This is a genomic window from Mycetohabitans endofungorum, assembly GCF_037477895.1.
Taxonomy (GTDB): domain Bacteria; phylum Pseudomonadota; class Gammaproteobacteria; order Burkholderiales; family Burkholderiaceae; genus Mycetohabitans.
Window position 1 is genome coordinate 532,859 of the sequence record NZ_CP132744.1, and the last position, 23,660, is coordinate 556,518.

Consider the following 23,660-nt stretch of genomic DNA (forward strand, 5'->3'; position numbering starts at 1 on the left):
ATGTGCAAATTCATGGCGATTTCTAGCGAGCAAACCGCGCAACAAGTCAGACAGGTCCTAGACGGCCGCCGACGCGGCGTACGGATCCTGTTGCCATTGGCTGGACCGGCCGTGGTGGTGTCGGTCGCCTATATGGACCCGGGCAACTTCGCCACCAATATCCAGGCCGGCGCTGGATATGGCTATCAGTTGCTGTGGGTGGTGCTGTTCGCCAGCCTCGTTGCGATGCTCTTCCAGGGCTTGTCGGCACGGCTCGGGATCGTGACCGGGTGTAACCTGGCCCAGTTATGCCGGGCGCGTCTGCCCAAGCCGGTGACCTTGTCGATGTGGATGGCCAGCGAACTCGCGGCGATGGCCACGGATCTGGCCGAGTTCATCGGCGGGGCCATCGGCGTGGCGTTACTGTTTCACATTCCGCTGCTCACCGCCATGGTGATCGTCGGCGTGCTGACGTACCTAATGCTAATGTTCCAGCGGCACGGTTTTCGGCCGCTGGAACTGGCGATCGGCGCCCTGGTCGGTATTATCGCATTAGCCTACGTTGCGCAGCTGTTCATCGTGCCGATTGATTGGCGGGCAGTGGGGCACGGCGCGCTCCACCCGTCAATACCCGACCATCCGGCATTGACCATCGCGGTCGGCATCGTCGGTGCGACGGTGATGCCGCATGCGCTTTTCTTGCATTCAGGATTGACCGGCGAGCGCGTCGTCGCGCGAAGCGACGCGGACCGTCGCGCGCTGCTGCGCTACAGTCGGATCGAGGTGCTCGTTGCGTTGAGTGTGGCGGGACTGGTCAACATGGCCATGGTGGTGATGGCCGCCGGCGCATTCCATCCTGGTCATGCACATGTTGCTGAGATCGACCAGGCGTACCGGACATTGACGCCGTTATTTGGTGCTGCAGCCTCGGCATTGTTCATCGTGTCGCTGATCGCTTCGGGATTGTCAAGCTCGGTGGTCGGCACGATGGCGGGACAAATGATCATGCAGGGCTTCGTCGGTTTCCGCATTCCCGTCATCATGCGCCGCTTAGTGACGATGTTGCCTGCATTCCTGGTAGTCGCTGCCGGTGTCGATGCGACCCGCGCCTTGATCATCAGCCAGGTGGTATTGAGTCTCACGGTGCCGGTGCCGATGATTGCGCTGGTTTGGTTGTGTCGCCATCGCGATGTGATGGGTGGCTATCGGCTCAGTCCGTGGCTTGCCGTATTATCGATGGTGGCCGCAGTGCTGGTGATTGGCCTAAACGTTGCGTTGATCGTCGATACACTGTGCTAACAGCCCGATTGCGTCTCAACAATGCGACGTGAAAACTTGTCGTCGCACGTGCGGCGGCTTAGGTGGCCGTACGGGTAAGGAGTAGGGTTCAGTCTTGGTCGGATCACCGTACAGGTTCTGACTGAACGGCTGGTAAGCCAGATTGTAGGCGCGGCGGCTGCCGTTGCTGAAGCGGGTCGTCAGTATCAAGCCCATGCTCGTGCTTGCCATGGCTGCCAAGTTAGCCAACGCAGGTGCGGGCATCGAGTTGAACGACGCGCCTTGGAGCGACGCCATGCTGACCGGCGGCGACAACGCTCCCGTCACGCGTTGTCGCCGCCGCAGGCAGCCATCAGCGTGGGGCCCGCGAATATGATGCCCAGCGCAAGCATCGGCGTGCCGACGAGCCCGTTGCTCGCCGTGCGGTGCTGGGTTGAACGCCGGCGTGGGGCGTTTGCGTCGTTACGGCTACGCCCGTTCTTGGCGAGAGGGGCGGGATACGGCTTTGGCCTGCTCATCGATCCATGCGTGCATCAGCTTGTAGGTGACAGCCAAAATGACCGGCCCGATGAACAGTCCGACGATGCCGAATGCAATCAGTCCACCAAGTACGCCGGCCAACACCAATAGCATCGGCAGGTCCACGCCACGCTGGATCAGCGGCGGACGTATGACATTGTCGAGACTGGAAACGACGAACGCCCAGATGAGCATGGCGACCCCGGCGATAGTCGCGTCCTGGTAGAACAACCAGATTGCCGCGCCAATTAACGGCAGCAGCGGACCGATCTGCGCCAGGCAGAAGATGAGGGTGATCGCGCATACCATGCCCGCGCCGGGTATCCCAGCGGCGAGTAGCCCCAGCCCGGCCAGCGCCGATTGCACGGCCGCGGTGACGACGATGCCCAGCGCGACGGCGCGGATGGCCTGGCCGGCCAGGCGCACCGCGGCCGTACCGCGTTCATCGGCAAGGCGATAAGCAAAGCGCCGCACAGCCCCGGCTGCCGCTTCGCCATGCATGTACAACACCCCGCATAGGATGAGCGTCAACAGCAGATGCACGAGTACGCCACCGACCGCGGTCGCGCGCGACACCATCCATTTCGCGCCGGTATCCGCGTAAGGGGCAACGAATTCCAGCAGGCCGTCGATACCGGCGTGGGTGAGCCGCTGCCATGCCGAGGTGATGCGCTCGCCGACCAGCGGCACCTCGTGCAACCAAGCCGGTGGCGGAGCGGGCCGGTAGTCTGGCAGGGCGCGGGCGTGTTGCAGGATCGTATCGGCGTGGGCTGCGATGGCTACCACCGCGCCATACAGTGGCAACGCGATGACGATCAACAAGGCGGCCAGCATCAACGCAGTCGCTCGGCCGCGTCGTCCGCCGAGCCGCTCCTGTGCGCCGCGCATCATCGGCCACGTTGCCACGACGATCATCGTGGCCCAAATCAGCGCGGGCAGGAACGGGCTCATGATATACAGGCTGCCCCCGATCAGCAGCGACAAAATAAAAATGATTAGCAAAGCCCGCGCGATATCTGTTTGCGCTTGTGAATGGTTCATACCGTCGATACCTCCAGCGTGATTGATGTGCCGCGCGCAGCGCGACGTGCATGGGGAGAGCAAGGATCGGTCCCGATTCACGTGCGCATGTTCCACACGATGGCGAAAAAACATGAGCTTATGGCCGGTGCGACATCACCGTTGCGACAGCCGCCGTTTCAACAGCGGTTCGAGCCGTTCGGCAAAGACTCGAAACCGTCTGGATACCGGTTCGCGGTGGGGGGCGAACAATGTCATCGGCATTGGGGCCGCTCGGTGCTTTGGCAGGACCTCAATCAGATCGCCGCGGCGCAGAATGCTTGCACCGAACAGATGCACAATCAGCCCTGATTGCCACAACCAACTCTGCGCACCGCTTCCATTAAGATGGCTCATGCCTGAGCCATGGAAAGTTCCAATTTCGAACACTGTCTAGGATGCGTGCACGGGCCGCCTCAGAGAAACGATTGGCTTCCATAAACTCGATGACCTGAGCCTTGGCAGATAATAATTTTTGATCGTTAATGGTCCGGAACACAGAATATGTCTGAAGCCCGGTGAGCAGACGCAATAACGCCGCTTCGCCCCTGCCATTGATCAAATCCAACCCTTGCGGCCATACTCGCTGCGACAGCGCCTCATCCAGATAACGAATACTAGACAGCAATCCGAGCACCGCCCCCTCACGCTGCGCCGCTGGCACACGCGCCAAATGGCGCTCAAACAAGGCCAACTCCTGTGCATGTTGGTCAGGCGGCAACGCCTTGATTCCCGCCGCCGGCAAATGGCGCAATGCGATTCCCCACTGCTCGTCTGGCAGCGATAAAGCTAAGTCGCGCATTTGCGCGTAACGCACGGGCTGCTCCGTTTTTGGCAAGACCCATATGCTCTCCGCCAACGCACCAACTGCCACACCCTGATAAGCGGGTGGAAGGCGTAGAGCCTGTTCGCAAAAAAACGCGTACTGTGCGGATTTACTCGGGTGCGCCCTATCCGAATGCAAATGCCCCAGTAGCCCGACCAAGACTGAAATCAGCTCCGCTTGCTGGGACACGTTCAACGACGGCAGCCGCGCCAAGATCGCCTGATAACGCTCGATGAACTCCGGTGAGCCGATGTTGAAATCGATCAATCCAATCGCCAGTGCCGGCCAGACATTGTCCTGCTCAGGCCCGCGCTGTGCCACTAAAGCGTGAGCGAAGTCAAATACTTCAAGGCGCTGATACCATGGCAAATAACGAAATCTCAGCATCAGCGCCTTTTGTATTGGTAACCCATGCTTCGGAATGCGCTGCGCGGCTGCGAACAATCGCTTGAACGCCTCGCCTTGCTCGGCCTCCGGCAATGCTTGCAGACGCTAGCGTAACGCGTCAATCGGCTCGACGTGCTGCACCGGATCGGCGAGCGTGCCATCCATCTCATTGAGCAGTTGGTTGACTGACGCGAGACTTACGGCTTGGTTGGCTTGTTGCCAGTAGCGGTAAACTAACCGCCTGGTTTGCATCGCATGATACGTGCGACGATCAACTACTGAAAAATTTTCCACGTCTTGAACGGGCACGTAGTCACCGATCCGCTCAATCAGTTCGGGCGGCAGGTCATGATATGTCGTGGGCCGGCTGGCCGACGTGTTAGCTAAAGCGCTGCTTGGTGGCTGCCGTGGCGGTGGCACCGACGCGGCGGGTTGCGGGCACGACTCCAACGCGCGGATGTAGGCACTATAGTCGTTTAAAGCGGCATTCAGATCAAAGTCCATCAGCACACTCAGCGGTCGATAAAAAGAAACGGCGCAATACGAAGCGAAACCGCACAGCAGGTTAGCTAAAAGTGAGAAGACGAGCACAGCTATGAACTTTTAAACGCCATGTTTTTGGCGGATAGTGCTCTGACGATATGCGGGAGCTGTTACATCGTTTTTTAATAACGCACACTTTTGAAGAAGCTCGTGCGACGCTGGCCCTGGTAAACAGCAAGCAGCCCAAACAACGTGCGGCTCAAATAACTGATGATGCAGATAAGTTGCATCCTACTGTCTGCGGCCGCACCGCGCACACGTAATGCTGGAGCGAGCGAAGCTTGTCTATGGCGATGCCCACGAGCGTGGTTGGGTGCAGCGAAGAAGGTGCGTGCGCAGAAACGGCACGAACTGGCCACTGCCATCGAAGCGTTCCAGTCCCACGACCTGCGCGTTAAAGCGGGGCACCGACAAGGGGAAATCGGCAGGCATGGCGGCGGCCAACAACCAGCTAGGACACGCTGATGAGAAGATGACGCGCCGATATGTGCGGCACCGGAAGGGCAAGCTGGTGACGTCTACCCGGTAGCGAAGATTGCAGAACAGCGCGCTATTTGCGGAACAAAACAGCCCGCATCGTGGCGGGCCGCGTCAAATATGGTGGCGAATCAGGGACTCGAACCCCGGACCTGCGGATTATGATTCCGTCGCTCTAACCGACTGAGCTAATTCGCCGAAAGAATCTCAGATTATGGGCATGAGCAGACGTGTTGTCAACCACTTTCACGCCCCCCTTGGGGGCCGGCCGATGCAAAGCGGTTGGAATTGCGTTGCCGCAGCCTGCTTAATACGTCGAGCTTGCCCATGCGCGGCAGTCCGAGATTAAGGAATAGCAGGTCGAACGATTGCATCGACAGGGCTACGTCGGCCTCGACCCCGTCTTGATGTGATCGACCGCATAGCCCAAATGGCGGAGTGATCGGATCAGGCCATCCGCGAGTATGCTGTCATTTTCGGCAATAAGCATGCGTATGGGCATTTTAGTGCCGGCGGCGCAAACTTGTCCCCGTTCTCGGCGTTTTCTTATCGTACATATTGCAACGACATGCGGTGTCCAGCGCAATACGCATCGACCCTACCCTCCGAGGGACGCGGCGGGACCAGGCATGCTAGTTGCGAAAAGGACGCATGTATTTCGCGCTTGCAAACAACACTGTTTTTTTATACAGTATCCGAGGCCGTGCGTTGGCGCGGGCAGCGGTATTATCCAGAGATGGCCGGAATGGCCGCGATGCGAGGCGTGCCGCCTCGGTAACGGACTGCCGCTCATCATAGCAAAGGACGATTCATGGAAGAAAGCAAGAAAGGCTCAGCTGGACTGACTGCGGAGAAGAACAAGGCACTGGCTGCCGCGCTGTCGCAGATCGAGAAGCAGTTCGGTAAGGGGTCGATCATGCGACTTGGCCATGGCGAGGCAGTCGAAGACATTCAAGTCGTATCGACTGGCTCGCTCGGCCTAGACATTGCGCTAGGCGTCGGTGGGCTGCCGCGTGGCCGTGTCGTCGAGATTTACGGGCCGGAATCGTCCGGCAAGACGACGCTCACACTGCAAGTAATCGCTGAGATGCAGAAAATCGGCGGCACCTGCGCGTTTATCGACGCGGAACACGCGCTCGATGTCCAGTATGCGTCCAAGCTGGGCGTCAACGCGTCGGAACTGCTGATTTCTCAACCCGATACTGGCGAGCAGGCACTGGAAATCGCCGATGCGCTCGTGCGCTCGGGGTCGATCGACATGATCGTCATCGACTCGGTGGCTGCGCTCGTGCCGAAAGCCGAAATCGAAGGTGAAATGGGCGATTCACTGCCCGGCTTGCAGGCGCGGCTGATGTCGCAGGCGCTGCGCAAGCTGACCGGTACGATCAAGCGGACCAATTGCTTGGTCATCTTCATTAACCAGATTCGCATGAAGATCGGTGTGATGTTCGGCAACCCGGAAACCACCACCGGCGGCAATGCGTTGAAGTTTTACGCGTCGGTCCGGCTCGATATCCGTCGGATCGGCTCGATTAAGAAGAACGATGAAGTCATCGGTAACGAAACGCGGGTTAAGGTGGTCAAAAACAAAGTGTCGCCACCGTTTCGCGAGGCGATTTTCGACATCTTGTATGGCGAGGGGATTTCGCGACACGGTGAAATCATCGATCTTGGCGTCCAGGCGAAGATCGTCGAGAAGGCGGGTGCCTGGTATAGCTACAACGGCGAGAAGATTGGCCAGGGCAAGGACAATGCGCGGGAGTTCCTGCGTGAAAATCCGGATCTTGCGCGCGAGATCGAAAATCGCGTTCGTGAATCGCTCGGTGTCGTGGCGATGCCGGCCGGCGCGGTAGCCGCCGAGGGCGGACAAGCGTAACGCGAAGTGCGCACGAAGTGCCTGCGCCCCGTGCCAAGCCTGAAGGGGCGCGCGTTGAGGTATTTGTCGCGCCGAGATTACAGCCGTGCCGAACTGGCTGCTAAGCTCAAGCGCGACGCCCAGGAAGGCGACAATATTGAGCCGATTCTCGATGCACTCGAACGGGACGGTTGGCTGTCCGATAGTCGGTTTGCCGAAAGCGTCGTGCATCGCCGTGCGTCCCGCTTCGGCGCGGCCCGGATCGTTGGTGAGTTGAAGCGGCACGCGTTGCATGGCGACCTGCTGGACGACATCGGCAATCAATTACGGGAAACCGAATGGGAGCGGGCGAAAGCGGTGTGGCAAAAGAAATTTCAGGGCCATGTCGCGCAGTCGCCGGCCGAGCGTGCGAAGCAGGCGCGTTTCCTGGCCGCCCGCGGCTTTTCCCGCGCGGTGATTTCGCGGCTTGTCAGCGGGATCGACGACGAAGCCGGCGATGAATGACGGTCCGCGTAGACCGCGTCGTGCTACGTGGCATGCTGTGCTCCGTCTATGCGTTCGTGGCGGTGAAGTGCGTTCCGGGGTGGGCGCGCGGGTGTCGTCAGGCCGTCAGACCGGTATGCTAAAATCGCTGAGTTTTCCATCCGGCCGCAACCCTTTCCATGCCGCTCCCTCCCTCTGCTCCTCGTCGGGCGCGTCATCGCCGTGCGATTGACGTGCAAGCGTTCGAGCGCGGAGACGGCCTGTGGGACATCGAAGCATGCCTGACCGCCTGCAACGCGCGTGACACGCAACTCGCAACCGGCGTTAGGCTGACCGAGCTACCTATCCACAAACTCCAGCTGCGGGTGACGATTGATCATCAGATGAATGTCGTCGATGCGCAGTCACTGGCGGTGAAATGGGTTTCTGATCTGGGGCATGGCGAAGACGTCAATCCAAGCGATCGCGCATTGATTGAGTTGGACCTGCGTCGTGGGCTCCGGCATGCCGTTACTGAGCGTCTTGGTGAGGTGGCGGGCCGCGCGCATCTGACCAATTTGCGCGTGCTATCGACGAGTGTAACCCTCCAGGCTTATGTCGGCGACGTGTCGCACGGCGAGGTGTCACAGACAGGCGTGTCAGACACGGACGCAGCCGGCGATGTGATGCCGTTTCAGCTTGTTCGCTGCCACGCGTCGAAGCTTGACGGCTCGTGGTCACGCAATGCTATCCGCGCTGGTATGGCCACGCGCCGCGTGAGGTCCGCGCCGCGTCGTGCGCGAAGCCGCGCCAAGCGCCGCACACAGCGATATTCATTCCAACTCTCAGACTGAAGGAATCACGCATGAAGATTCACGAGTACCAGGGTAAAGAGATCCTGCGGAAATTCGGGGTCACGGTGCCACGCGGCAAGCCCGCGTTTTCGGTAGACGAAGCCGTCAAGGTGGCCGAGGAGCTCGGCGGCCCGGTCTGGGTGGTGAAGGCCCAGATCCATGCGGGTGGCCGTGGCAAAGGCGGTGGTGTCAAGGTCGCGAAATCCCTGGATCAGGTGCGCGAATATTCGAACCAGATCCTTGGCATGCAGCTCAAGACGCACCAGACCGGCCCCGAAGGGCAAAAGGTCAACCGGCTGCTGATCGAAGAAGGCGCGGACATCAAGAAGGAACTGTATGTTGGCCTCGTCGTCGACCGTATCTCGCAAAAAGTCGTGCTGATGGCCTCCAGCGAAGGCGGCATGGACATCGAGGAAGTGGCTGCGAAGACGCCCGAGTTGATCCACAAGGTTGCGGTCGATCCGGCTAAGGGCTTGCAGGACGCTGAAGCAGACGAGATCGCTAAGAAAATCGGCGTGCCGGATACATCGCTCGCACAGGCTCGTGCAAACCTGCATGGACTGTACAAGGCGTTCTGGGAAACGGACGCATCGCTGGCTGAAATCAACCCGTTGATCCTGACCGGCGACGGCAAGGTAATCGCGTTGGACGCAAAGTTCAACTTCGATTCGAACGCGCTGTTCCGTCACTCGGAGATCGTTGCATACCGTGATCTTGACGAAGAGGATCCGGCTGAAATCGAGGCGTCAAAGTTCGATCTTGCGTACATCTCCCTGGATGGCAACATCGGCTGTCTGGTCAATGGCGCCGGCTTGGCGATGGCGACGATGGATACGATCAAGTTGTTCGGTGGCGAACCGGCGAACTTCCTCGATGTCGGCGGTGGTGCGACGACCGAGAAGGTAACCGAAGCGTTCAAGCTGATGCTGAAGAACCCGAACTTGAAGGCCATCCTTGTGAACATCTTCGGTGGGATCATGCGTTGCGATGTGATCGCCGAGGGCGTGATCGCGGCATCGAAGGCGGTGCACCTACAAGTCCCGCTGGTCGTGCGAATGAAGGGCACTAACGAGGACCTCGGCAAGAAGATGCTCGCCGACTCCGGGTTGCCGATCATTTCCGCGGACAGCATGGAAGAAGCCGCGCAGAAGGTCGTCGCCGCAGCCGAAGGCAAGTAAGCCGCCGCGCTCACTTCGAGGATACGCATGGTGTCGTTGCCACCGCGCCTGCGCGAGCTGCGACGCCGAACGAAAGAGGTCATTACATGTCGATTCTGATCAACAAAGATACGAAGGTCATCACGCAGGGTATTACCGGCAAGACTGGCCAGTTCCACACGCGCGCCTGCCGCGAGTACGCGAATGGCCGCGCTGCCTATGTCGCGGGTGTAAATCCGAAGAAAGCCGGCGAGGATTTCGAGGGCATTCCGATTTTCGGCAGCGTCAAGGAAGCCAAGGCGCAGACCGGTGCGACCGTGTCGGTGATCTATGTGCCGCCGGCCGGCGCCGCTGCGGCAATTTGGGAAGCCGTCGAAGCCGATCTGGACCTGGCGATCTGCATCACCGAAGGCATTCCGGTTCGGGACATGATCGAGGTGCGCGACCGGATGCGCCGCGAGAACCGCAAGACGTTGTTGCTCGGGCCGAACTGCCCGGGTGTGATCACACCCGACGAGCTGAAGATCGGCATCATGCCCGGTCACATCCACAAGAAAGGTCGCATCGGCGTTGTCTCCCGCTCGGGTACGCTGACGTATGAGGCGGTTGCCCAACTGACTGCGCTTGGCCTGGGCCAATCGTCGGCTGTCGGGATCGGCGGTGACCCGATCAACGGTCTGAAGCACATCGACGTAATGAAGATGTTCAACGACGATCCGGATACGGATGCGGTCATCATGATCGGTGAAATCGGCGGCCCGGACGAGGCGAATGCCTCGTACTGGATCAAGGACAACATGAAGAAGCCGGTCGTGGGCTTCATCGCCGGCGTGACGGCGCCCCCGGGCAAGCGGATGGGTCACGCTGGCGCATTGATCTCGGGTGGCGCCGACACCGCCGAAGCGAAGCTCGAGATCATGGAGTCGTGCGGCATCAAGGTAACGAAGAACCCATCCGAGATGGGCCGCTTGTTGAAGTCGGTGCTGTAAGCACCGCCGACACGTATTCATCACTTCCGGCACGGCCGGCCACCGCGATGCGGTGGCCGGCCGTATCTTTTTCCAGCCGGTGAAGCGCGGAATTTGATATCCTTTCAAAAATCTTTCGAGTTCGGCGCTTGCTATAAGCAACGAGTCTGAAAAACGCTTGGTCTTTTCCATTCTGCGCCGACCACCATGCTCGAATTGCTCGCCTCGTTGAACTGGAGCGCCGTGCTCCAGATCGTCATCATTGATATCCTGCTGGGCGGCGACAATGCCGTTATCATCGCGCTGGCCTGCCGGAATCTTTCTCCCGCGCAACGGGTGCAAGGCGTGCTGTGGGGCACGGTCGGCGCCATCGCGCTGCGCGTCGTGCTGATTTCGTTCGCCGTATTGTTGCTCGACGTGCCAGTCCTGAAGCTCACTGGCGGCCTGTTGTTGCTGTGGATCGGCATCAAGTTGATGCGGCCGCAACCGGATGCGCATGGCAGCGTCAAGGCCGCGGACAAGCTGTGGGCGGCTGTGCGTACCATCATCGTTGCTGATTTCGTAATGAGCCTGGACAACGTGATCGCGATAGCCGGCGTGGCCGATGCGGCTGCGTCGGAGCATCGGCTGGGGCTGGTGGTCTTTGGCTTGCTGTTGAGTGTGCCGTTGATCGTATGGGGCAGCGCGCTGGTGCTCAAATTGCTGGATCGTTTCCCGGCGATCGTCGCATTCGGCGCCGCGTTGCTCGGCTGGATTGCCGGTGGCCTGATCATCGGTGATCCCCTTGTGGGGAGGCTGCTTGAGGATAGCACGCAAGCGTATCACTACGTCGCCGGTGTTATCGGTGCGCTGACCGTGATCGGGATCGGTGGGTGGCTGAAACGCCGTAGCCGGTATGGCACGGCGGTGCGCGTTCGCTGACGCGCGGATACGGGACGCGACGGCCAATGCGTTCCGGCATTCCATCACGACGCTGCCGGTGTCGTTCATGCGCGGGGCCCCAATGGCGATCACGCAACAATGGCGCTCGTTTACGGCATTGCGATGCTCGCAAGTCCGGTGCACCGGTACCGGTCCTGCGATGCCGCCATGCCCAGTATGCCGATGGCGACACTGCAATGCCGCCACGCCCAGCATGCCGATGCGCCGCGACACGCGAATCTGGATGAGGCTCACGCACGGCACTCCGGCGGCGCAAAACGGTCCGGCAGCGTCGGCCTCGGGTCCGGCACTGGCCCGGGAATCGGGAGCGACGAAGTGGTCTTGCCGGCGGCGAAGCACTCCCAGGTCAGTGTGCCTGTGCTGCTGCGGTTGCTGCTGACGGATACTTGTGCATGGGGTGCGTCCGGATCGTCGGATGTCGACGGCACCAGCACGAGCGTGTTCTCGCCGGATGGTGCGACCAGCGATGTATAGCTGATCGTGATGGCCCCTGTTTTGTCGTCGATGTCAATCGACTCCACGTTGCGCGTCGCCGGCGGTCGTGCATAGCCGCTGCCGAGCCGTTGCGCGCCCGCTACGGCGTTTTCTGCCACGGCCAGCCGCGCCGGCGCAGCCAGCGATAGGCCCTCGCCGACTCGGCTGCGAGTCAGATAGTCGCGGTACGCCGGTAGCGCAAATGACGCGACGACGCCAACGATTGCCAGTACGATCATGAGTTCCACCAGCGTGAATGCCGCGCACGACGGTGTCGGTGTCCGTGCCGTGGTGCGGGAAGAATCGTCGGGCTTCTGGCGGGTCGATGCAGTCATCGGTGCGCTCCTCACAAGGGGCCGCTTCGGGAATCGAATGCGGTTTGAGGCATTCTGCGCAACAGGACGAGTCAGCTGCAGTCAGCTAAATAGCCAATGCATCGCCACAGCGGTGCGGAATTTTTGTATAGTGCGCCGGTTTCCTCGAGTCCGATCCGCCATGCCCGTATCGTTGCCGCAATTGCTGACGTTTGTCTTTCTTATCCTGGCCTGGATCCTGCCGTACGCGGTCACGTTACATACGTATCCGATTCCGACCTTCTACGCCGAGTACTTGGCGCTTGCGTTGTACTTGCTGGTCGGGGGATCGGTCTTCGCATGGGGGTTTGTGTCCGGCGAGCGCGCGGCGATCGGTGCGCCGCGGGTGGCGCTCGTGCCGCTGCTGTTCGGCGCGTTGTTATTCGCGCAGCCGTTCATCATCGATACCGTTCAGCCATCGATGAATCTGCTCGGTGGCGGGTTTCTGCTCGCCGCGTTGATGGCGACGCAGACGGGGTACTGGGTCAGTCGCCTGGGTTCGATGCAACGCGCGTTCAATGTGATGGCGTACGCGCTGCTGGCAGGTGGCGTATTCGCGGTGTTTTGTCAATTCGTCCAATTGTTTCATTTGGAAAACCGCGTGGCGCCCTTCGTGGTCAGCTACAACGTGCAGATAGGGCGGCGGCCGTTCGGCAACATGGCGCAGGCGAACCATTTGGCCACGTACATCGCGTTTGCGCTGGCCGCGGCGCTGTATCTGGTTCAGCAGCGACGGTTACGTTACCCAGTATGGATCATGTTGTCGGTGGTCTATACCGCCGGTCAGGCATTGACGGTCTCGCGTGGCCCTTGGTTGCAGACCGGCGTCATCGTGCTGGCGGGAGTATGGATGGCGTTCGAGGCGCATCGCAATCGCGTAACGTCCTATGGCGGACGCCACGACACCCGGCGTTCGCTGCGCGACTGGGCGACGCCGGTGTTGCTGCTGGTCATTTTCGTCGCCGTCAATATCGCGACGCGCTGGGCCAATGTGTCTTTCGGCCTGAATCTGGGTCAGTCCGCTGCCGAACGGTTTCAGGATGCCGGCCAGATTGCGCCGCGGTTGGCGCTCTGGAAATACGGGCTCGCGATGTTCGAGATGCACCCATGGTTCGGCGTTGGCTGGGGCGAATTTCCACGCATTCAATATGAACTCGTCAACAAGCTCGGCAACGTCGAGATTGCGAACAATTCCCATAACATCGTGATCGACCTGCTGGCCAAGACCGGTGTACTCGGATTGACGATCGTCGTGGTGGGACTGCTGTTGTGGTTCGTGCGCGTTCTGCGTGGTGGCGAGCGGGTCGAACGGGTATTCGGCATCGCGCTGATCGGCATCCTGTTGATGCACGCGCTGGTCGAGTATCCACAGCAGTACATGTTCTTCCTACTGCCGGCGTGGTTCGTGATTGGACTGCTGGAGACTGCACCGCTGCGGGCGGCACCCGCAGCCGCTCGGGGAGGGCAGGGCGCGCTGGTACTTGCCGGCCTCGTCGCGTTGTACCCAATCCAGCGCGACTATGCGCGCTCCGAAGTGCTGTACTACGGTTCTAACCCCTATGAGCAATACCGGGCCGATCCGGCGGTGCTGTTTTCCGCATGGGGCGAATATGGTTTCGCGACATTGTTGCCATTGGATAAGACCGATCTCGACAAGAAGCTGGCGATGCACCGCCAGGCGATGGCCCTATTGCCTGGAGAAACCGTGGTGCGGCGGTACGCGGTGCTGCAGGCGATCGCTGGCGATACCGATGGCGCGTTGCAAACCATGCGTCGGCTGAAAGTGTTTGCGGACATGTTGAAGGATTGGCCGATGCAGCTTGCTGCGGTATATCGCGCGTGTGACGATGCCGGCAGTGTGCTTGCGCCATTCAAGCAGACGCTTGTCGCCCGCTATGGGATCGTGCCGGTGGCGCCGCCGGAGGACGACGAAGACGATGGGGAATGATCGGCTTCGCCGGTTTTAATCTAGCGCGGGACCCGTGGGTAACCCCCATGGTTCCGGCCGTACCTATTCCCCCGCTACCCAATCCCCGGACTTGCCGCCGTGTTTCTCGAGCAGCTTTACATCGGTAATCGTCATGCCGCGATCCACGGCCTTGCACATGTCGTAGACGGTCAGCAGGCCGATCTGCACCGCCGTGAGCGCTTCCATTTCGACGCCGGTGCGGCCGATCGTCTCGACGCGGATGGTGCAGTGCACGGCCGCTGGCATTTCGTCTAGGGTGAAATCGACGCTCACGCGGGTCAGCGCGAGCGGGTGGCACAGGGGAATCAAGTCGGATGTGCGCTTGGCGCCTTGGATCGCCGCGATACGCGCGACGCCGAGCACATCGCCCTTGGCGGCGCGGCCCTCGCGGATGAGCGCCAGTGTTTCGGCGCGCATCGCGATCGTGCCACGCGCAATCGCGACACGGCGGGTTGCATCTTTGTCGCCGACGTTGACCATCTGCGCCTGGCCGGATGCATCGAAATGGGTAAGTTCTGACATGATAGTGATGGCACGATATCGTTGCCGGAAGCGGCGGTGTGCAGCTTGCGGGGGCTTGCCGGTCCGCGGGAGGCTGGTCCGGTCCGCGGCGCATCAGCGTGCAATAGCGATTCACCGAGGCCCGCAGCCATCCCGGTATCATAGCAGTGGCACGCGTGGGCGCGTACGAGCACTGCGGCGCCCACGCCTACGTGTACTCACGGTGGTGCGGTGGCTGAACGGGTGCTGCCGTTGCACAGTCGTGTGCCGGGATGTCCTGACCGAGTCATGCAAATCAAACGTCTTATTGCGTTGTCCGTCATTGTTGCGCTGGTTTGGCCGCGGCTGCCAAGCGCCCAGCTATCCGGCGCGCCCGACACCGTGCAGGCCGGCGTGCGGGTGTCTACCGGCACGCCGGCGATTCCGGTGGTCAGCGCAACGGGCCGGGATGTTGGGCAATATGATCCGCGCTATTCCGATTCGCTGAGCGATGTCTTCGGCGTGTATCGCGGCAATGCGAGCAGCATCGAGCGTCCGGGTACGTCGAGGTTCACCGATGCGTCCCATGGACCGGACGGGCACTCGCTGCCCAGCCTTGGCGACGGCTCAGGCGGCTCGTTGTCGCCGCAGGCGGAGCGCAAGCTTGGCGAGCGGGTGATGCGTGCGGTGCGGCATGATCCCGATTACCTGGACGACTGGCTGGTGCGGGACTATTTGAACTCGGTCGCCTCACGTCTCGCGGCCGCGGCCCGCGAGCGCTACATTGGTGGCTACGTGCCGGATTTCGACCTGTTCTCAGTGCGCGATATGCAGATCAATGCGTTCTCGATGCCGGGCGGCTTCATCGGGATGAATACGGGCTTGATCGTCGCGACACGCACCGAATCGGAGCTGGCGTCGGTAGTCGGCCACGAGATGGGTCACGTGCTGCAACGGCATATCGCGCGAATGATCACGGTCAGCGAGCGCAACAGCTATGCGGCGATCGCCGGCATGCTGTTTGGCTTGCTTGCTGGCGCGTTGGCTCACAGCGCGGATCTGGGTTCGGCGGTGGCGATCGGCGGACAGGCGTTCGCCATCGACAATCAGTTGCGGTTTTCACGCACCGCCGAGCGCGAGGCGGATCGCGTCGGCTTTATGATGCTGGAAAGCGCGGGCTTTGATCCGTATGGAATGCCATCATTCTTCGAGCGCATGGAGCGGGGTACGGTCGCGAATGTTGGCGTGCCGCCCTATGCGCGAACGCACCCCCTGACCGGGGAGCGGATCGCCGATATGGCAGACCGGGCCCGCAATGCAGCGTATCGCCAGCCGCGGCAGTCGCCAGAGTACGTATTCGTGCGGGCACGCGTGCGGGTGTTGCAGAACAAGTCGGCAAGCGACCTTGCGGATATCGAGCAGCGCCTGCGGGCGGAGATCGATGACCAGACCGCGCCGAGTGTGGCGGCGAACTGGTATGGCATTGCGCTGGCGCAAATGCTGCAAGCGCACTATGCGGCCGCGCAGGCTTCGTTGCGGCGCGCGCGGGCGGCATTCGGCGCATTGCAGTCGGCGCAGTTGGATGGCATGCCGTCCACGGTCAGCCTGGATGTGCTGGGCTCGGAAATCGCCCGCCGCGCCGGACGGCTGGACGATGCGTTGCGCGATGCCCAACTGGCGCGGCGCCGCAATCCGGCTTCGCACGCGGCGATCGACGCGTATTTGCAGGCGATGATCGCCGCACGCCGGTACGCCGATGCGCAGGCGCTGGCACGAGCGCAGGCAGCCGCGGAGCCGCAGCGCAGCGAATGGTGGAGCTATCTGGCGCAAGCGAGTGCCGCACTGGATGACACGGTCCAGCAGCGCCGCGCGCAAGCAGAGACGTTGGCGCTCGACGGCGCGTGGCCATCGGCGATCCGCCAGCTCAGGCAGGCGCGCGATACGCGCGGTGCGTCATACTACGACATGTCGGCGATCGCCGCGCGGCTGCGGGAATTCGAGGAGCGCTATCGGGAAGAGCGGGACGACGACAAGCATCGCGGATAGCGGGTCCACGGGGGCCGTCGTGCCGCACGCTCACGCTACGGAGTTGGCATGCGCGCTGCCGCGACGGCGGCGGGGCTAGGCTCGAAATGAAAGCGCACCGGCACATCAACGCGGTCAATGGGCTGGATCCGCAACGGCACATGCGGACGCCAGACGAACGTATGCGGCTGCCCGTCGTCATCGAAATCGATGTGCTCGGAGAAGAGCGCTAGGTCGTGATCGTGCAATACCGCGACCCGGGCCGGCGCGCCATCATCGACGAACAATACGCCGCCGGCATCGTCGAGGTAGCACGCGCAAGGCACGAACGGTGCCCCGGTATGGTCGCACAGCGTCAGGACGTCACCGTGCAATGCTTCAGACAAATCCTCGTTCTTGGACATCCTGACGACGTACGGCGTGTACGCCAGTTCGACGTAGACTCGCTGCGGCCCGTTCTGGAAGTACCACTGGCCGTCTTTGTCGCCTTGGTAGTTGCGATTGATGAAGCCGAGCAGCGCCGGGTGCCGGATCGGCATGCTCGGCTCGCCGCCCGCCTGTGCCGCCTCATCGCGCATGCGCCAGTTGCCGCGTCTGTCCAGCAGCAGCCAGCCGGTGCAGTGTGGGACGTTGGGCCATTTGGCCAGTGCTTTCTTGACGATGTCATCCATCGCGAGTCACCGAGCGTAGGGTTGGAAGTAGCTCAGCACGCGCCGTGCCAGCCACTCGATGCGTCCTGGGAACGGTCCCGTCATGAAACCGACATGGCCGCCGTATTCGGGTTGCGCCAGTTCGACGGCCGCCGACACGTCGCGCGCTGCCGGTAGCGCATGCGCGGGCAGGAATGGGTCGTTGCGCGCGTTGAGCAGCAGCGTTGGCACTGTGATTTCGCACAGCAGCGGCTTAGACGCCGAGCGCTTCCAGTAGTCGTCCACGTCCCCAAAGCCGTGCAGCGGGGCGGTGACGATATCGTCGAACGCCCGGAAGTCGCGCGCCTGCAGCGCGGCGGTGACGTCGAACAAGCCAGGGTATTGTTGCGCCTTGATGACGGCCTTGCGCTTGAGCGTGCGTAGGAAATTACGCGTGTACAGGAGGTTGAAGCCGCTGGACAGCGCAACGCCGCCTACGCTCGGGTCCAGCGGCGCACTGATGGCAGCCGCAGCATCGACCAGTCTGCCAGCGTCCTCACGCCGTTCGCCGAGCCAGCGCAGCAGCACGTTGCCGCCCAGCGACACGCCGGCAACGAGCAGCGGGCCCGCGTGCGCGTCGTGCAGGCGGTGCAGAATCCAGTCCATTTCGGCGCTGTCGCCCAGATGGTAGAAACGCGGCGCCAGATTGATCGGGCCGCTGCAGCTGCGGAAATGCGGGACCACGCCGCGCCAGCCCTGCAGTGCGACGGCCGTCATCAATGTGCGTGCGTAATGGCTGTCAGAACTGCCCTCCAGGCCGTGGAACAGCACGACGAGCGGCGCATCTGACGCCTGCCCGGCGGTATCAAGCCAATCCAACTCGATGAAATCGCCATCTGGTGTGGTCCATCGCTCGCGCCGGTAGGCGACTCGTGGCGCGCGTGCGAGCAGCGCCGGCACGATCGTTTGGATATGAGCATTGGGTAGCCAGCGGGGCGGCCGGTAGATCAAATCGATGTGGGCCGCGCCTGACGAGCGTTCAGTGTAGCGAACCCTGTCCATGGCGCATCTTCGCGGCGAACTGGCCGGCAGCCTTGTCCGGCATCGGGCTCGCGTGGATATGGGCGATCCGCCATTCGCCGCGCTCATGCACGAGCACGTAGGTCGAGAACACCATCGTCGCGGGCTCGGTCTGGTCGACCGGACGGTGTGCCTCAGCGATTGCGTAGACCACGGTGCTCAGGCTGTCGTGTATGCGGATGTCGACCGGCTCGATCGTCACGCGTGCCGCTTCGAACTGCTTCGCCAGCCCACCGCGGATTTCGCCAAGGCCGTGCATGTGCGTGCCGTCCGCGCAGATGCAGCTGGCGAATTCCTCGTCAATCCACAGGCTCATCGCATGATCCAGGTTCGCGTCGGCAATAGCTTGGTAGTACGCGTTGAGCGCGTCGGCGGCGGCGTCGAAAAGGCGGGCGAAACGTGGCATGGCGCGTCGATGATAGGTTCGGTTCTGGCGGGGCGCTCGTTTTGCGCGGCAAGCGTGGCGCGCCCCGACACAGCTCAGCGGTTGGCGATCAGCATCCCGCGCAGGTCGCCGAACACCTGTTCGGCAGACAGCTCGCGCAGGCACTTCAGGTGACCGAGCGGGCACTCGCGCGCGAAGCACGGGCTGCACTCGAGATGCAGCCATTGTACCTTCGCAAGCTCGGACAGGGGGGGGGTATGTCGCGGGTCGGTCGATCCGTAGAGCGCGACGAGCGGTCGGCGCAATGCCGCGGCCACATGCATCAAGCCGGAATCGTTGGTCACCACCGCGCTCGCGCGCGTGATCAGTGCACAGGCTTCGCCAAGCGACGTTTGGCCGCACAGGTTGCGCACGTTCGGGGCGCGTTCCGCGATGGCCTGAGCGACCGCGCTGTCCTTGGGCGAGCCCAGTGCGACGATCTGCGTGTACGGAAATGACTGGCCGATCATCCGAGCCAGCGCCGCGAAGTGCTCCGGCGGCCAGCGCTTGGCCGGCCCGTATTCGGCGCCGGGACAGAACGCGATCAGTGGCACCCGCGTGTCGAGATTAAACCGGTGTGACACGCGCACCGGCTCGTTCAAGTCAATTTCCAGCCGCGGCGGCGGCAAGTCGGCCGGCAGCTTGGCGCCCGGCGCGTAGGCGAGCGCCGCGTAATGCGGCACCATCGGCGCTCGCTCGCCCTTCGGCGGATTCGGATGCCGCACGTTCAGCAGCATATAGCGGCTCTCGCCGGTATAGCCGATGCGCAGCGGGATGCCGGCAAGCCATGGAATCAGTGCCGATTTCAGCGAGTTCGGTAACACGTAGGCTGCGTCATAGCCGGCTTCACGCAGGTCGCTGGCCAATTGCCACCGCTGCCATAGCTGCAGCTTGCCGTGTTCAAGATCAGTCGAATGGATCTCGCGGATCTCCGGCATTCGCGCGAGCACCGGCGCCACCCACGCGGGCGCGACGGCATCGAGGACGATCCGCGGGTGCAGCCGCTTGATTAGCGCGAACAATGGCTGAGCCATCAACGCGTCGCCAATCCAATTGGGCGCGATTATGAGCGCACGGCGCATCAGGTCAGAAATTCCAGTCAAAAAGCGCTTCGGCCGGCTCTCGCCTGGGGCGCCGGAAGCGGGTCGATTACGGGGGAGGCAGCACGGAGACGCTGCGCGCGAAAGCTGTCGCACCGTGGTGTGACAGCTTTCACGACCAGCCTGCGCCGGTGCGTGGCGCTGGACTCAATGGCCCTTGAGCACCTCGCCGTCGCGCAGCTTGTAGCGCGTGCCGCAGTAAGGGCACCGGGCCTCGCCGTGCGTGACGTCGATGAAGATACGCGGATGCGCGCTCCAGCGAGGCATCGCCGGGTTTGGGCAATAGGCGGGGACGTCCTTCGCGCTGAGTTCAATCAGCGGCATTTCCTTCAGTTCGCTCATAGGGTCGATCTTGGGTTTCAAAGAGGCAGGTTCAGATCTGGGTCAGCCAGTGCGCGTACTGTTTGTTTTTCCCCGACACGATATCGAAGAATGCAGATTGGAGCTTTTCGGTGACCGGGCCGCGGCGGCCGGCGCCGATCGGGCGGTTATCCAGTTCGCGGATTGGCGTGACTTCGGCCGCGGTTCCGGTGAAGAACGCCTCGTCTGCGGTATACACCTCGTCCCGCGTGATGCGCTTCTCAATGACTTCGATGCCGAAGTCTTTCGCCAGCGTGATGATCGTGTCGCGCGTGATGCCGTCTAGGCACGACGACAGGTCCGGCGTATACAGCTTGCCATTGTTGACGAGGAAGAAGTTCTCGCCGGAGCCCTCGGACACGTAGCCGTCCACATCCAGCAGCAGCGCCTCGTCGTAGCCGTCGGCGATCGCCTCCTGGTTGGCGAGGATCGAGTTCACGTACCAGCCCGACGCCTTGGCGCGCACCATCGACACGTTGACGTGGTGGCGCGTGAACGATGAGGTCTTCACGCGAATGCCGTTGGACAGCCCTTCGTCGCCGAGGTAGGCGCCCCACGGCCATGCTGCGATTGCGACATGGATCGTGTTGCCTGTTGCCGACACGCCGAGCTTCTCGGAGCCGACCCAGATGATCGGGCGCAGGTAACACGACTGGAGTTTGTTTTCCCGCACGACGTCGCGCTGCGCGGCGATAATCGTTTCCTGGTCGAACGGCACGTCCATTTGGAAGATCTTTGCCGAGTTGAACAGGCGCCTCGTATGCTCCTTCAACCGGAAGATCGCGGTGCCCTCGCAGGTCTGGTACGCGCGCACCCCTTCGAATACGCCCATTCCGTAGTGCAGCGTGTGCGTCAGCACATGGATCTTCGCGTCGCGCCAGTCGATCAGCTTGCCGTCCATCCAGATCTTGCCATCGCGGTCGGCCATTGACATAGGGATTCTCCTCGCGGTGTCTGTCATTGGCCGCCCGCACGGAACGTGCAACGGCTCAGCCAAAGGACGTTATTTTAGCGCCAATTCGAACCCCGACGCGCATACGGCGTACAGCTTGCAGCGGCCCGCCGTCATTTCTCGCGGCGGGCCGCGCGCGGCACACGCCGGCGTTTCGGGATCCGTCAGTTGATCGTAAATTCCTCCTTGCGGTACGCCTTATTCATCGCAAGCGAGGCCGAGTACAGCGCAAAATTGACCGTTGCCGCCATGTTCCAGCGTTTGTCCGATGTCGATCACCGCGCCTTTGTCGATGGCGTGCGCACCTATGCGCTGACCGTTGCCGCGATGTTCTCCTGGGGGGCTAGTGACCGGCATCGCGATGAGCAAGTCGGTGCTGACCGTGCCGCAAGCCCTCGGGATGTCGCTGCTCGTGTATGCTGGTTCCTCGCAACTAGCCGTGTTGCCGCTGCTCGCCGCGAAGCTGCTGATGTGGACCGTGCTGCTGACCGCGGCGATGGCCAATACGCGGTTCATCGTGTTTAGCGCCGGCCTGGCGCCCATTTTTCGTACCTGTCAAGGCCGCGCCGTCTGCTGGTGGGCTATTTCAACGGCGACGTGATTTACCTGCTGTTTCAGGCACGCGGATTCAAGCCGGGCTATGAACTCGGGAAAGAGCCGTTTTTCTAGGGCATGGCGGCATCGAGCTGGGTCCAGTGGCAGACATCGTCGATCGTCGGCATCCTGTCCGCACGCCTTTTCCCAGGCGATTGGGGATTGAGCCTCTGGTCGGCACGCTGGCGCTGGTGCCGATCATGGTGTCGGCGATTGTTGTCAGAATCCGCCAGTAACTGATTTGTTCGGCAAAATGTTGTGTAGAGCTGGTAAGCGGACGTTGTTGCTGGAGTGTCGTGTACCTTGTGCGATAATATTTTAATCGACTGGGGCGACATGCATCATACGGTTCGCAGCCCCTTACACTAAACGATTGGTTGTTCTACTAGTTGCGCGTGCGGTAAAGCGACCATGCGATGCTGGGCGGTCAGTGCATCGGCTTTGATGGTAAGGCTTGCGCGCCGGTAAACGGGTGTGGCTAACAGTCCGGGGGAGCGGACAGTCCATATTTGTAACCCTGGCATAAAAGGTTATAGGGAAGCTACCTGTTGGCCAGGTAACATGCTCCCGATCGTTGGGTGACACACTATTTTTAAGTGTCGGTTTTTTAAGTGTCGGCTATAGTTGCTTGACAATCTAATGAGCGCGGGAATGTGCGTCGCTTTTGCCGGTTAATCCCCGTGTCCGGTGCATGTTGTTAGGCTTTTTTGAATAATAGAATAGGCTTGGAGAGTACGTATTGCAACGGGTTACCGCTCCCATCGATGAAACTTCGTGGCAGTGTGACGCTGCTGGTGACAGGCAGTATGGCGGCAATCCGTCGCTAAATGGCTTGCCCGCGGCAGTGCAGTGTGTCTGTCCACATTGTTGCCATGTTCGACATGGCTTGGCGCCGGCGGGCAGCAGCGTAGAAGAGGATGCCGAATCTCAGGTGGCTATGAAGTACCCTTTGGTTTCGCTCGTTGTGCCGTTTTACAACGAAGAGCTGGTGGTCGAACCGTTCTTTCGCGCCGTCTTGCCGGTGCTGCGCAGCCTGCCCAAAGCGCACTATGAAGTTATTTGTGTCAACGATGGTAGTATCGATTCTACACAGCAGAAACTGTTGACTGCGCGCGCGAGCGATCAGCACATTTGTATCGTTGAATTGTCGCGCAATTTTGGCAAGGAGGCGGCTTTAACAGCCGGTATCCATGAGGCTCGAGGCGCGGCGGTCATCCCGTTTGACGCGGATCTGCAAGATCCGCCGGAGGTTATTCACCAGTTGGTGGCGCGATGGCGGGAGGGTTTCGATGTGGTATTGGCCAGACGTGTGAAGCGGCACACAGATACCTATGCCAAACGAGGGGCCGCCAAGCTTTTTTATCGACTACATAATGCAATCTCCGACACAGCAATTCCCGAAAATACGGGTGACTTCAGGTTGATGTCCCGCAATGTAGTGGAAGCGCTGAAGCGATTGCCTGAAAACCGGCGGTTTATGAAGGGATTGTTTGCATGGGTTGGGTTCCGCACGAGTGTGGTTGACTATGTTCGTCACTCAAGGGCGGGCGGCAAATCAAAGTTTTCTGCCTGGAAGTTGTGGAATTTGGCTCTCGAAGGACTGACCAGTTTTGGAACGTTACCGTTGCGGATGTGGACGTATATTGGTGGCACTGTTGCAGGGCTGGCCCTTTTTTATGCCACATATTTAATTATGCGCACGCTGTTGCGGGGAGTCGATGTGCCGGGCTATGCATCGATCATTACTGTCGTGCTTTTTCTGGGTGGGGTCCAATTGATAGGGATTGGTATGATAGGCGAGTACGTGGGACGCATATATATGGAAGCCAAAAGAAGGCCTGCATATATTGTCCGGAAAATATATCGTTAAGCGTGCATGGTTTATCGCAGTAAAAATTTACCCTGAAACTTAAT

Annotated in this window: 21 protein-coding genes, 1 tRNA gene and 4 pseudogenes; 11 read left to right on the forward strand and 15 right to left on the reverse strand. The window is 61.1% G+C overall.

Annotation, left to right across the window (positions count from 1 at the left end; all coding sequences use genetic code 11):
* Positions 1–12 precede the first annotated feature (12 nt).
* Positions 13–1,278 (forward strand): Nramp family divalent metal transporter, encoded by a 1,266-nt coding sequence (locus RA167_RS02415; RefSeq protein WP_083706090.1) that lies wholly within the window; start codon positions 13–15, stop codon positions 1,276–1,278.
* A 15-nt stretch (positions 1,279–1,293) separates the two neighbouring features.
* Here RA167_RS02415 and RA167_RS02420 read toward each other — a convergent pair whose 3' ends face one another.
* The 7 genes and pseudogenes from RA167_RS02420 to RA167_RS02450 all read right to left on the reverse strand — a co-directional run.
* A complete protein-coding gene (locus RA167_RS02420; protein ID WP_338877122.1) occupies positions 1,294–1,488 on the reverse strand; it encodes a hypothetical protein in 195 nt (64 codons plus the stop codon).
* 237 nt (positions 1,489–1,725) lie between these two features.
* Positions 1,726–2,817: an AI-2E family transporter YdiK gene (ydiK, locus tag RA167_RS02425; RefSeq protein WP_076786135.1), complete on the reverse strand. Its 1,092-nt coding sequence runs from the start codon at positions 2,815–2,817 to the stop codon at positions 1,726–1,728.
* A 135-nt stretch (positions 2,818–2,952) separates the two neighbouring features.
* Positions 2,953–3,111, reverse strand: a pseudogene (locus RA167_RS02430) (LysR family transcriptional regulator); the annotation flags it as partial.
* Between the two features lie 67 nt (positions 3,112–3,178).
* Entirely contained in the window at positions 3,179–4,141 is a 963-nt protein-coding gene (locus tag RA167_RS02435) for a hypothetical protein (RefSeq protein ID WP_338877124.1), read from the reverse strand.
* A 12-nt stretch (positions 4,142–4,153) separates the two neighbouring features.
* Positions 4,154–4,552, reverse strand: coding sequence for a hypothetical protein (locus RA167_RS02440; RefSeq protein ID WP_338877126.1), 399 nt, complete (start codon positions 4,550–4,552; stop codon positions 4,154–4,156).
* A gap of 637 nt (positions 4,553–5,189) precedes the next feature.
* Positions 5,190–5,266, reverse strand: a tRNA-Met gene (locus RA167_RS02445).
* A gap of 83 nt (positions 5,267–5,349) precedes the next feature.
* Positions 5,350–5,564 (reverse strand): annotated as a pseudogene (locus tag RA167_RS02450) (response regulator); the annotation flags it as partial.
* A 315-nt stretch (positions 5,565–5,879) separates the two neighbouring features.
* On the opposite strand from RA167_RS02450, the gene recA reads away from it, so the two are divergent.
* From recA to RA167_RS02480, 6 genes and pseudogenes are all read left to right on the forward strand, one after another.
* On the forward strand, positions 5,880–6,944 hold the full coding sequence (gene recA, locus RA167_RS02455; RefSeq protein ID WP_076786136.1) for a recombinase RecA: 1,065 nt from the start codon (positions 5,880–5,882) through the stop codon (positions 6,942–6,944).
* A 15-nt stretch (positions 6,945–6,959) separates the two neighbouring features.
* Positions 6,960–7,427: pseudogene (recX, locus tag RA167_RS02460) on the forward strand (recombination regulator RecX); the annotation flags it as partial.
* Between the two features lie 158 nt (positions 7,428–7,585).
* A complete protein-coding gene (locus RA167_RS02465) occupies positions 7,586–8,239 on the forward strand; it encodes a DUF2889 domain-containing protein (protein WP_076786138.1) in 654 nt (217 codons plus the stop codon).
* An 11-nt stretch (positions 8,240–8,250) separates the two neighbouring features.
* The gene (sucC, locus tag RA167_RS02470; RefSeq protein ID WP_076786139.1) at positions 8,251–9,417 is read left to right on the forward strand and encodes an ADP-forming succinate--CoA ligase subunit beta; all 1,167 of its coding nucleotides are present in this window, start codon (positions 8,251–8,253) and stop codon (positions 9,415–9,417) included.
* 86 nt (positions 9,418–9,503) lie between these two features.
* Entirely contained in the window at positions 9,504–10,385 is an 882-nt protein-coding gene (gene sucD, locus RA167_RS02475; protein ID WP_041754466.1) for a succinate--CoA ligase subunit alpha, read from the forward strand.
* 186 nt (positions 10,386–10,571) lie between these two features.
* Positions 10,572–11,285: a TerC family protein gene (locus RA167_RS02480; protein ID WP_076786140.1), complete on the forward strand. Its 714-nt coding sequence runs from the start codon at positions 10,572–10,574 to the stop codon at positions 11,283–11,285.
* 251 nt (positions 11,286–11,536) lie between these two features.
* On the opposite strand, the gene RA167_RS02485 is transcribed toward RA167_RS02480, so the two are convergent.
* A complete protein-coding gene (locus RA167_RS02485) occupies positions 11,537–12,115 on the reverse strand; it encodes a pilin (protein ID WP_076786141.1) in 579 nt (192 codons plus the stop codon).
* 160 nt (positions 12,116–12,275) lie between these two features.
* Between RA167_RS02485 and RA167_RS02490 the strand changes: the two genes are divergently transcribed.
* A complete protein-coding gene (locus RA167_RS02490; protein ID WP_076786142.1) occupies positions 12,276–14,081 on the forward strand; it encodes a PglL family O-oligosaccharyltransferase in 1,806 nt (601 codons plus the stop codon).
* Between the two features lie 63 nt (positions 14,082–14,144).
* On the opposite strand, the gene moaC is transcribed toward RA167_RS02490, so the two are convergent.
* On the reverse strand, positions 14,145–14,624 hold the full coding sequence (gene moaC / locus RA167_RS02495; RefSeq protein ID WP_076786143.1) for a cyclic pyranopterin monophosphate synthase MoaC: 480 nt from the start codon (positions 14,622–14,624) through the stop codon (positions 14,145–14,147).
* 267 nt (positions 14,625–14,891) lie between these two features.
* On the opposite strand from moaC, the gene RA167_RS02500 reads away from it, so the two are divergent.
* Positions 14,892–16,628 (forward strand): M48 family metalloprotease, encoded by a 1,737-nt coding sequence (locus RA167_RS02500; RefSeq protein ID WP_076786144.1) that lies wholly within the window; start codon positions 14,892–14,894, stop codon positions 16,626–16,628.
* 35 nt (positions 16,629–16,663) lie between these two features.
* Here RA167_RS02500 and RA167_RS02505 read toward each other — a convergent pair whose 3' ends face one another.
* The 6 genes from RA167_RS02505 to RA167_RS02530 form a co-directional block, all read right to left on the reverse strand.
* Entirely contained in the window at positions 16,664–17,278 is a 615-nt protein-coding gene (locus RA167_RS02505; RefSeq protein WP_076786145.1) for a DUF2946 family protein, read from the reverse strand.
* Between the two features lie 6 nt (positions 17,279–17,284).
* Positions 17,285–18,298 carry a hydrolase gene (locus RA167_RS02510; RefSeq protein ID WP_076786146.1) on the reverse strand — a complete coding sequence of 338 codons (1,014 nt, stop codon included), beginning with the start codon at positions 18,296–18,298 and terminating at the stop codon, positions 17,285–17,287.
* Complete coding sequence (locus RA167_RS02515) at positions 18,276–18,722, reverse strand: nuclear transport factor 2 family protein (protein WP_076786147.1); 447 nt, start codon at positions 18,720–18,722, stop codon at positions 18,276–18,278. Before RA167_RS02515 ends, RA167_RS02510 begins: the two co-directional genes overlap by 23 nt.
* A gap of 74 nt (positions 18,723–18,796) precedes the next feature.
* Positions 18,797–19,822 (reverse strand): lipopolysaccharide heptosyltransferase II, encoded by a 1,026-nt coding sequence (gene waaF / locus RA167_RS02520; protein ID WP_076786148.1) that lies wholly within the window; start codon positions 19,820–19,822, stop codon positions 18,797–18,799.
* 165 nt (positions 19,823–19,987) lie between these two features.
* The gene (locus RA167_RS02525) at positions 19,988–20,182 is read right to left on the reverse strand and encodes a zinc-finger domain-containing protein (RefSeq protein ID WP_076786149.1); all 195 of its coding nucleotides are present in this window, start codon (positions 20,180–20,182) and stop codon (positions 19,988–19,990) included.
* A 31-nt stretch (positions 20,183–20,213) separates the two neighbouring features.
* The gene (locus tag RA167_RS02530; protein WP_076786150.1) at positions 20,214–21,134 is read right to left on the reverse strand and encodes a branched-chain amino acid transaminase; all 921 of its coding nucleotides are present in this window, start codon (positions 21,132–21,134) and stop codon (positions 20,214–20,216) included.
* Between the two features lie 267 nt (positions 21,135–21,401).
* Between RA167_RS02530 and RA167_RS02535 the strand changes: the two are divergent.
* Together RA167_RS02535 and RA167_RS02540 are read left to right on the forward strand one after the other, a co-directional pair.
* Positions 21,402–21,961 (forward strand): annotated as a pseudogene (locus RA167_RS02535) (AzlC family ABC transporter permease); the annotation flags it as partial.
* A 722-nt stretch (positions 21,962–22,683) separates the two neighbouring features.
* Positions 22,684–23,616, forward strand: a complete 933-nt coding sequence (locus RA167_RS02540) for a glycosyltransferase family 2 protein (protein WP_076787702.1) — start codon at positions 22,684–22,686, stop codon at positions 23,614–23,616.
* Positions 23,617–23,660 lie beyond the last annotated feature (44 nt).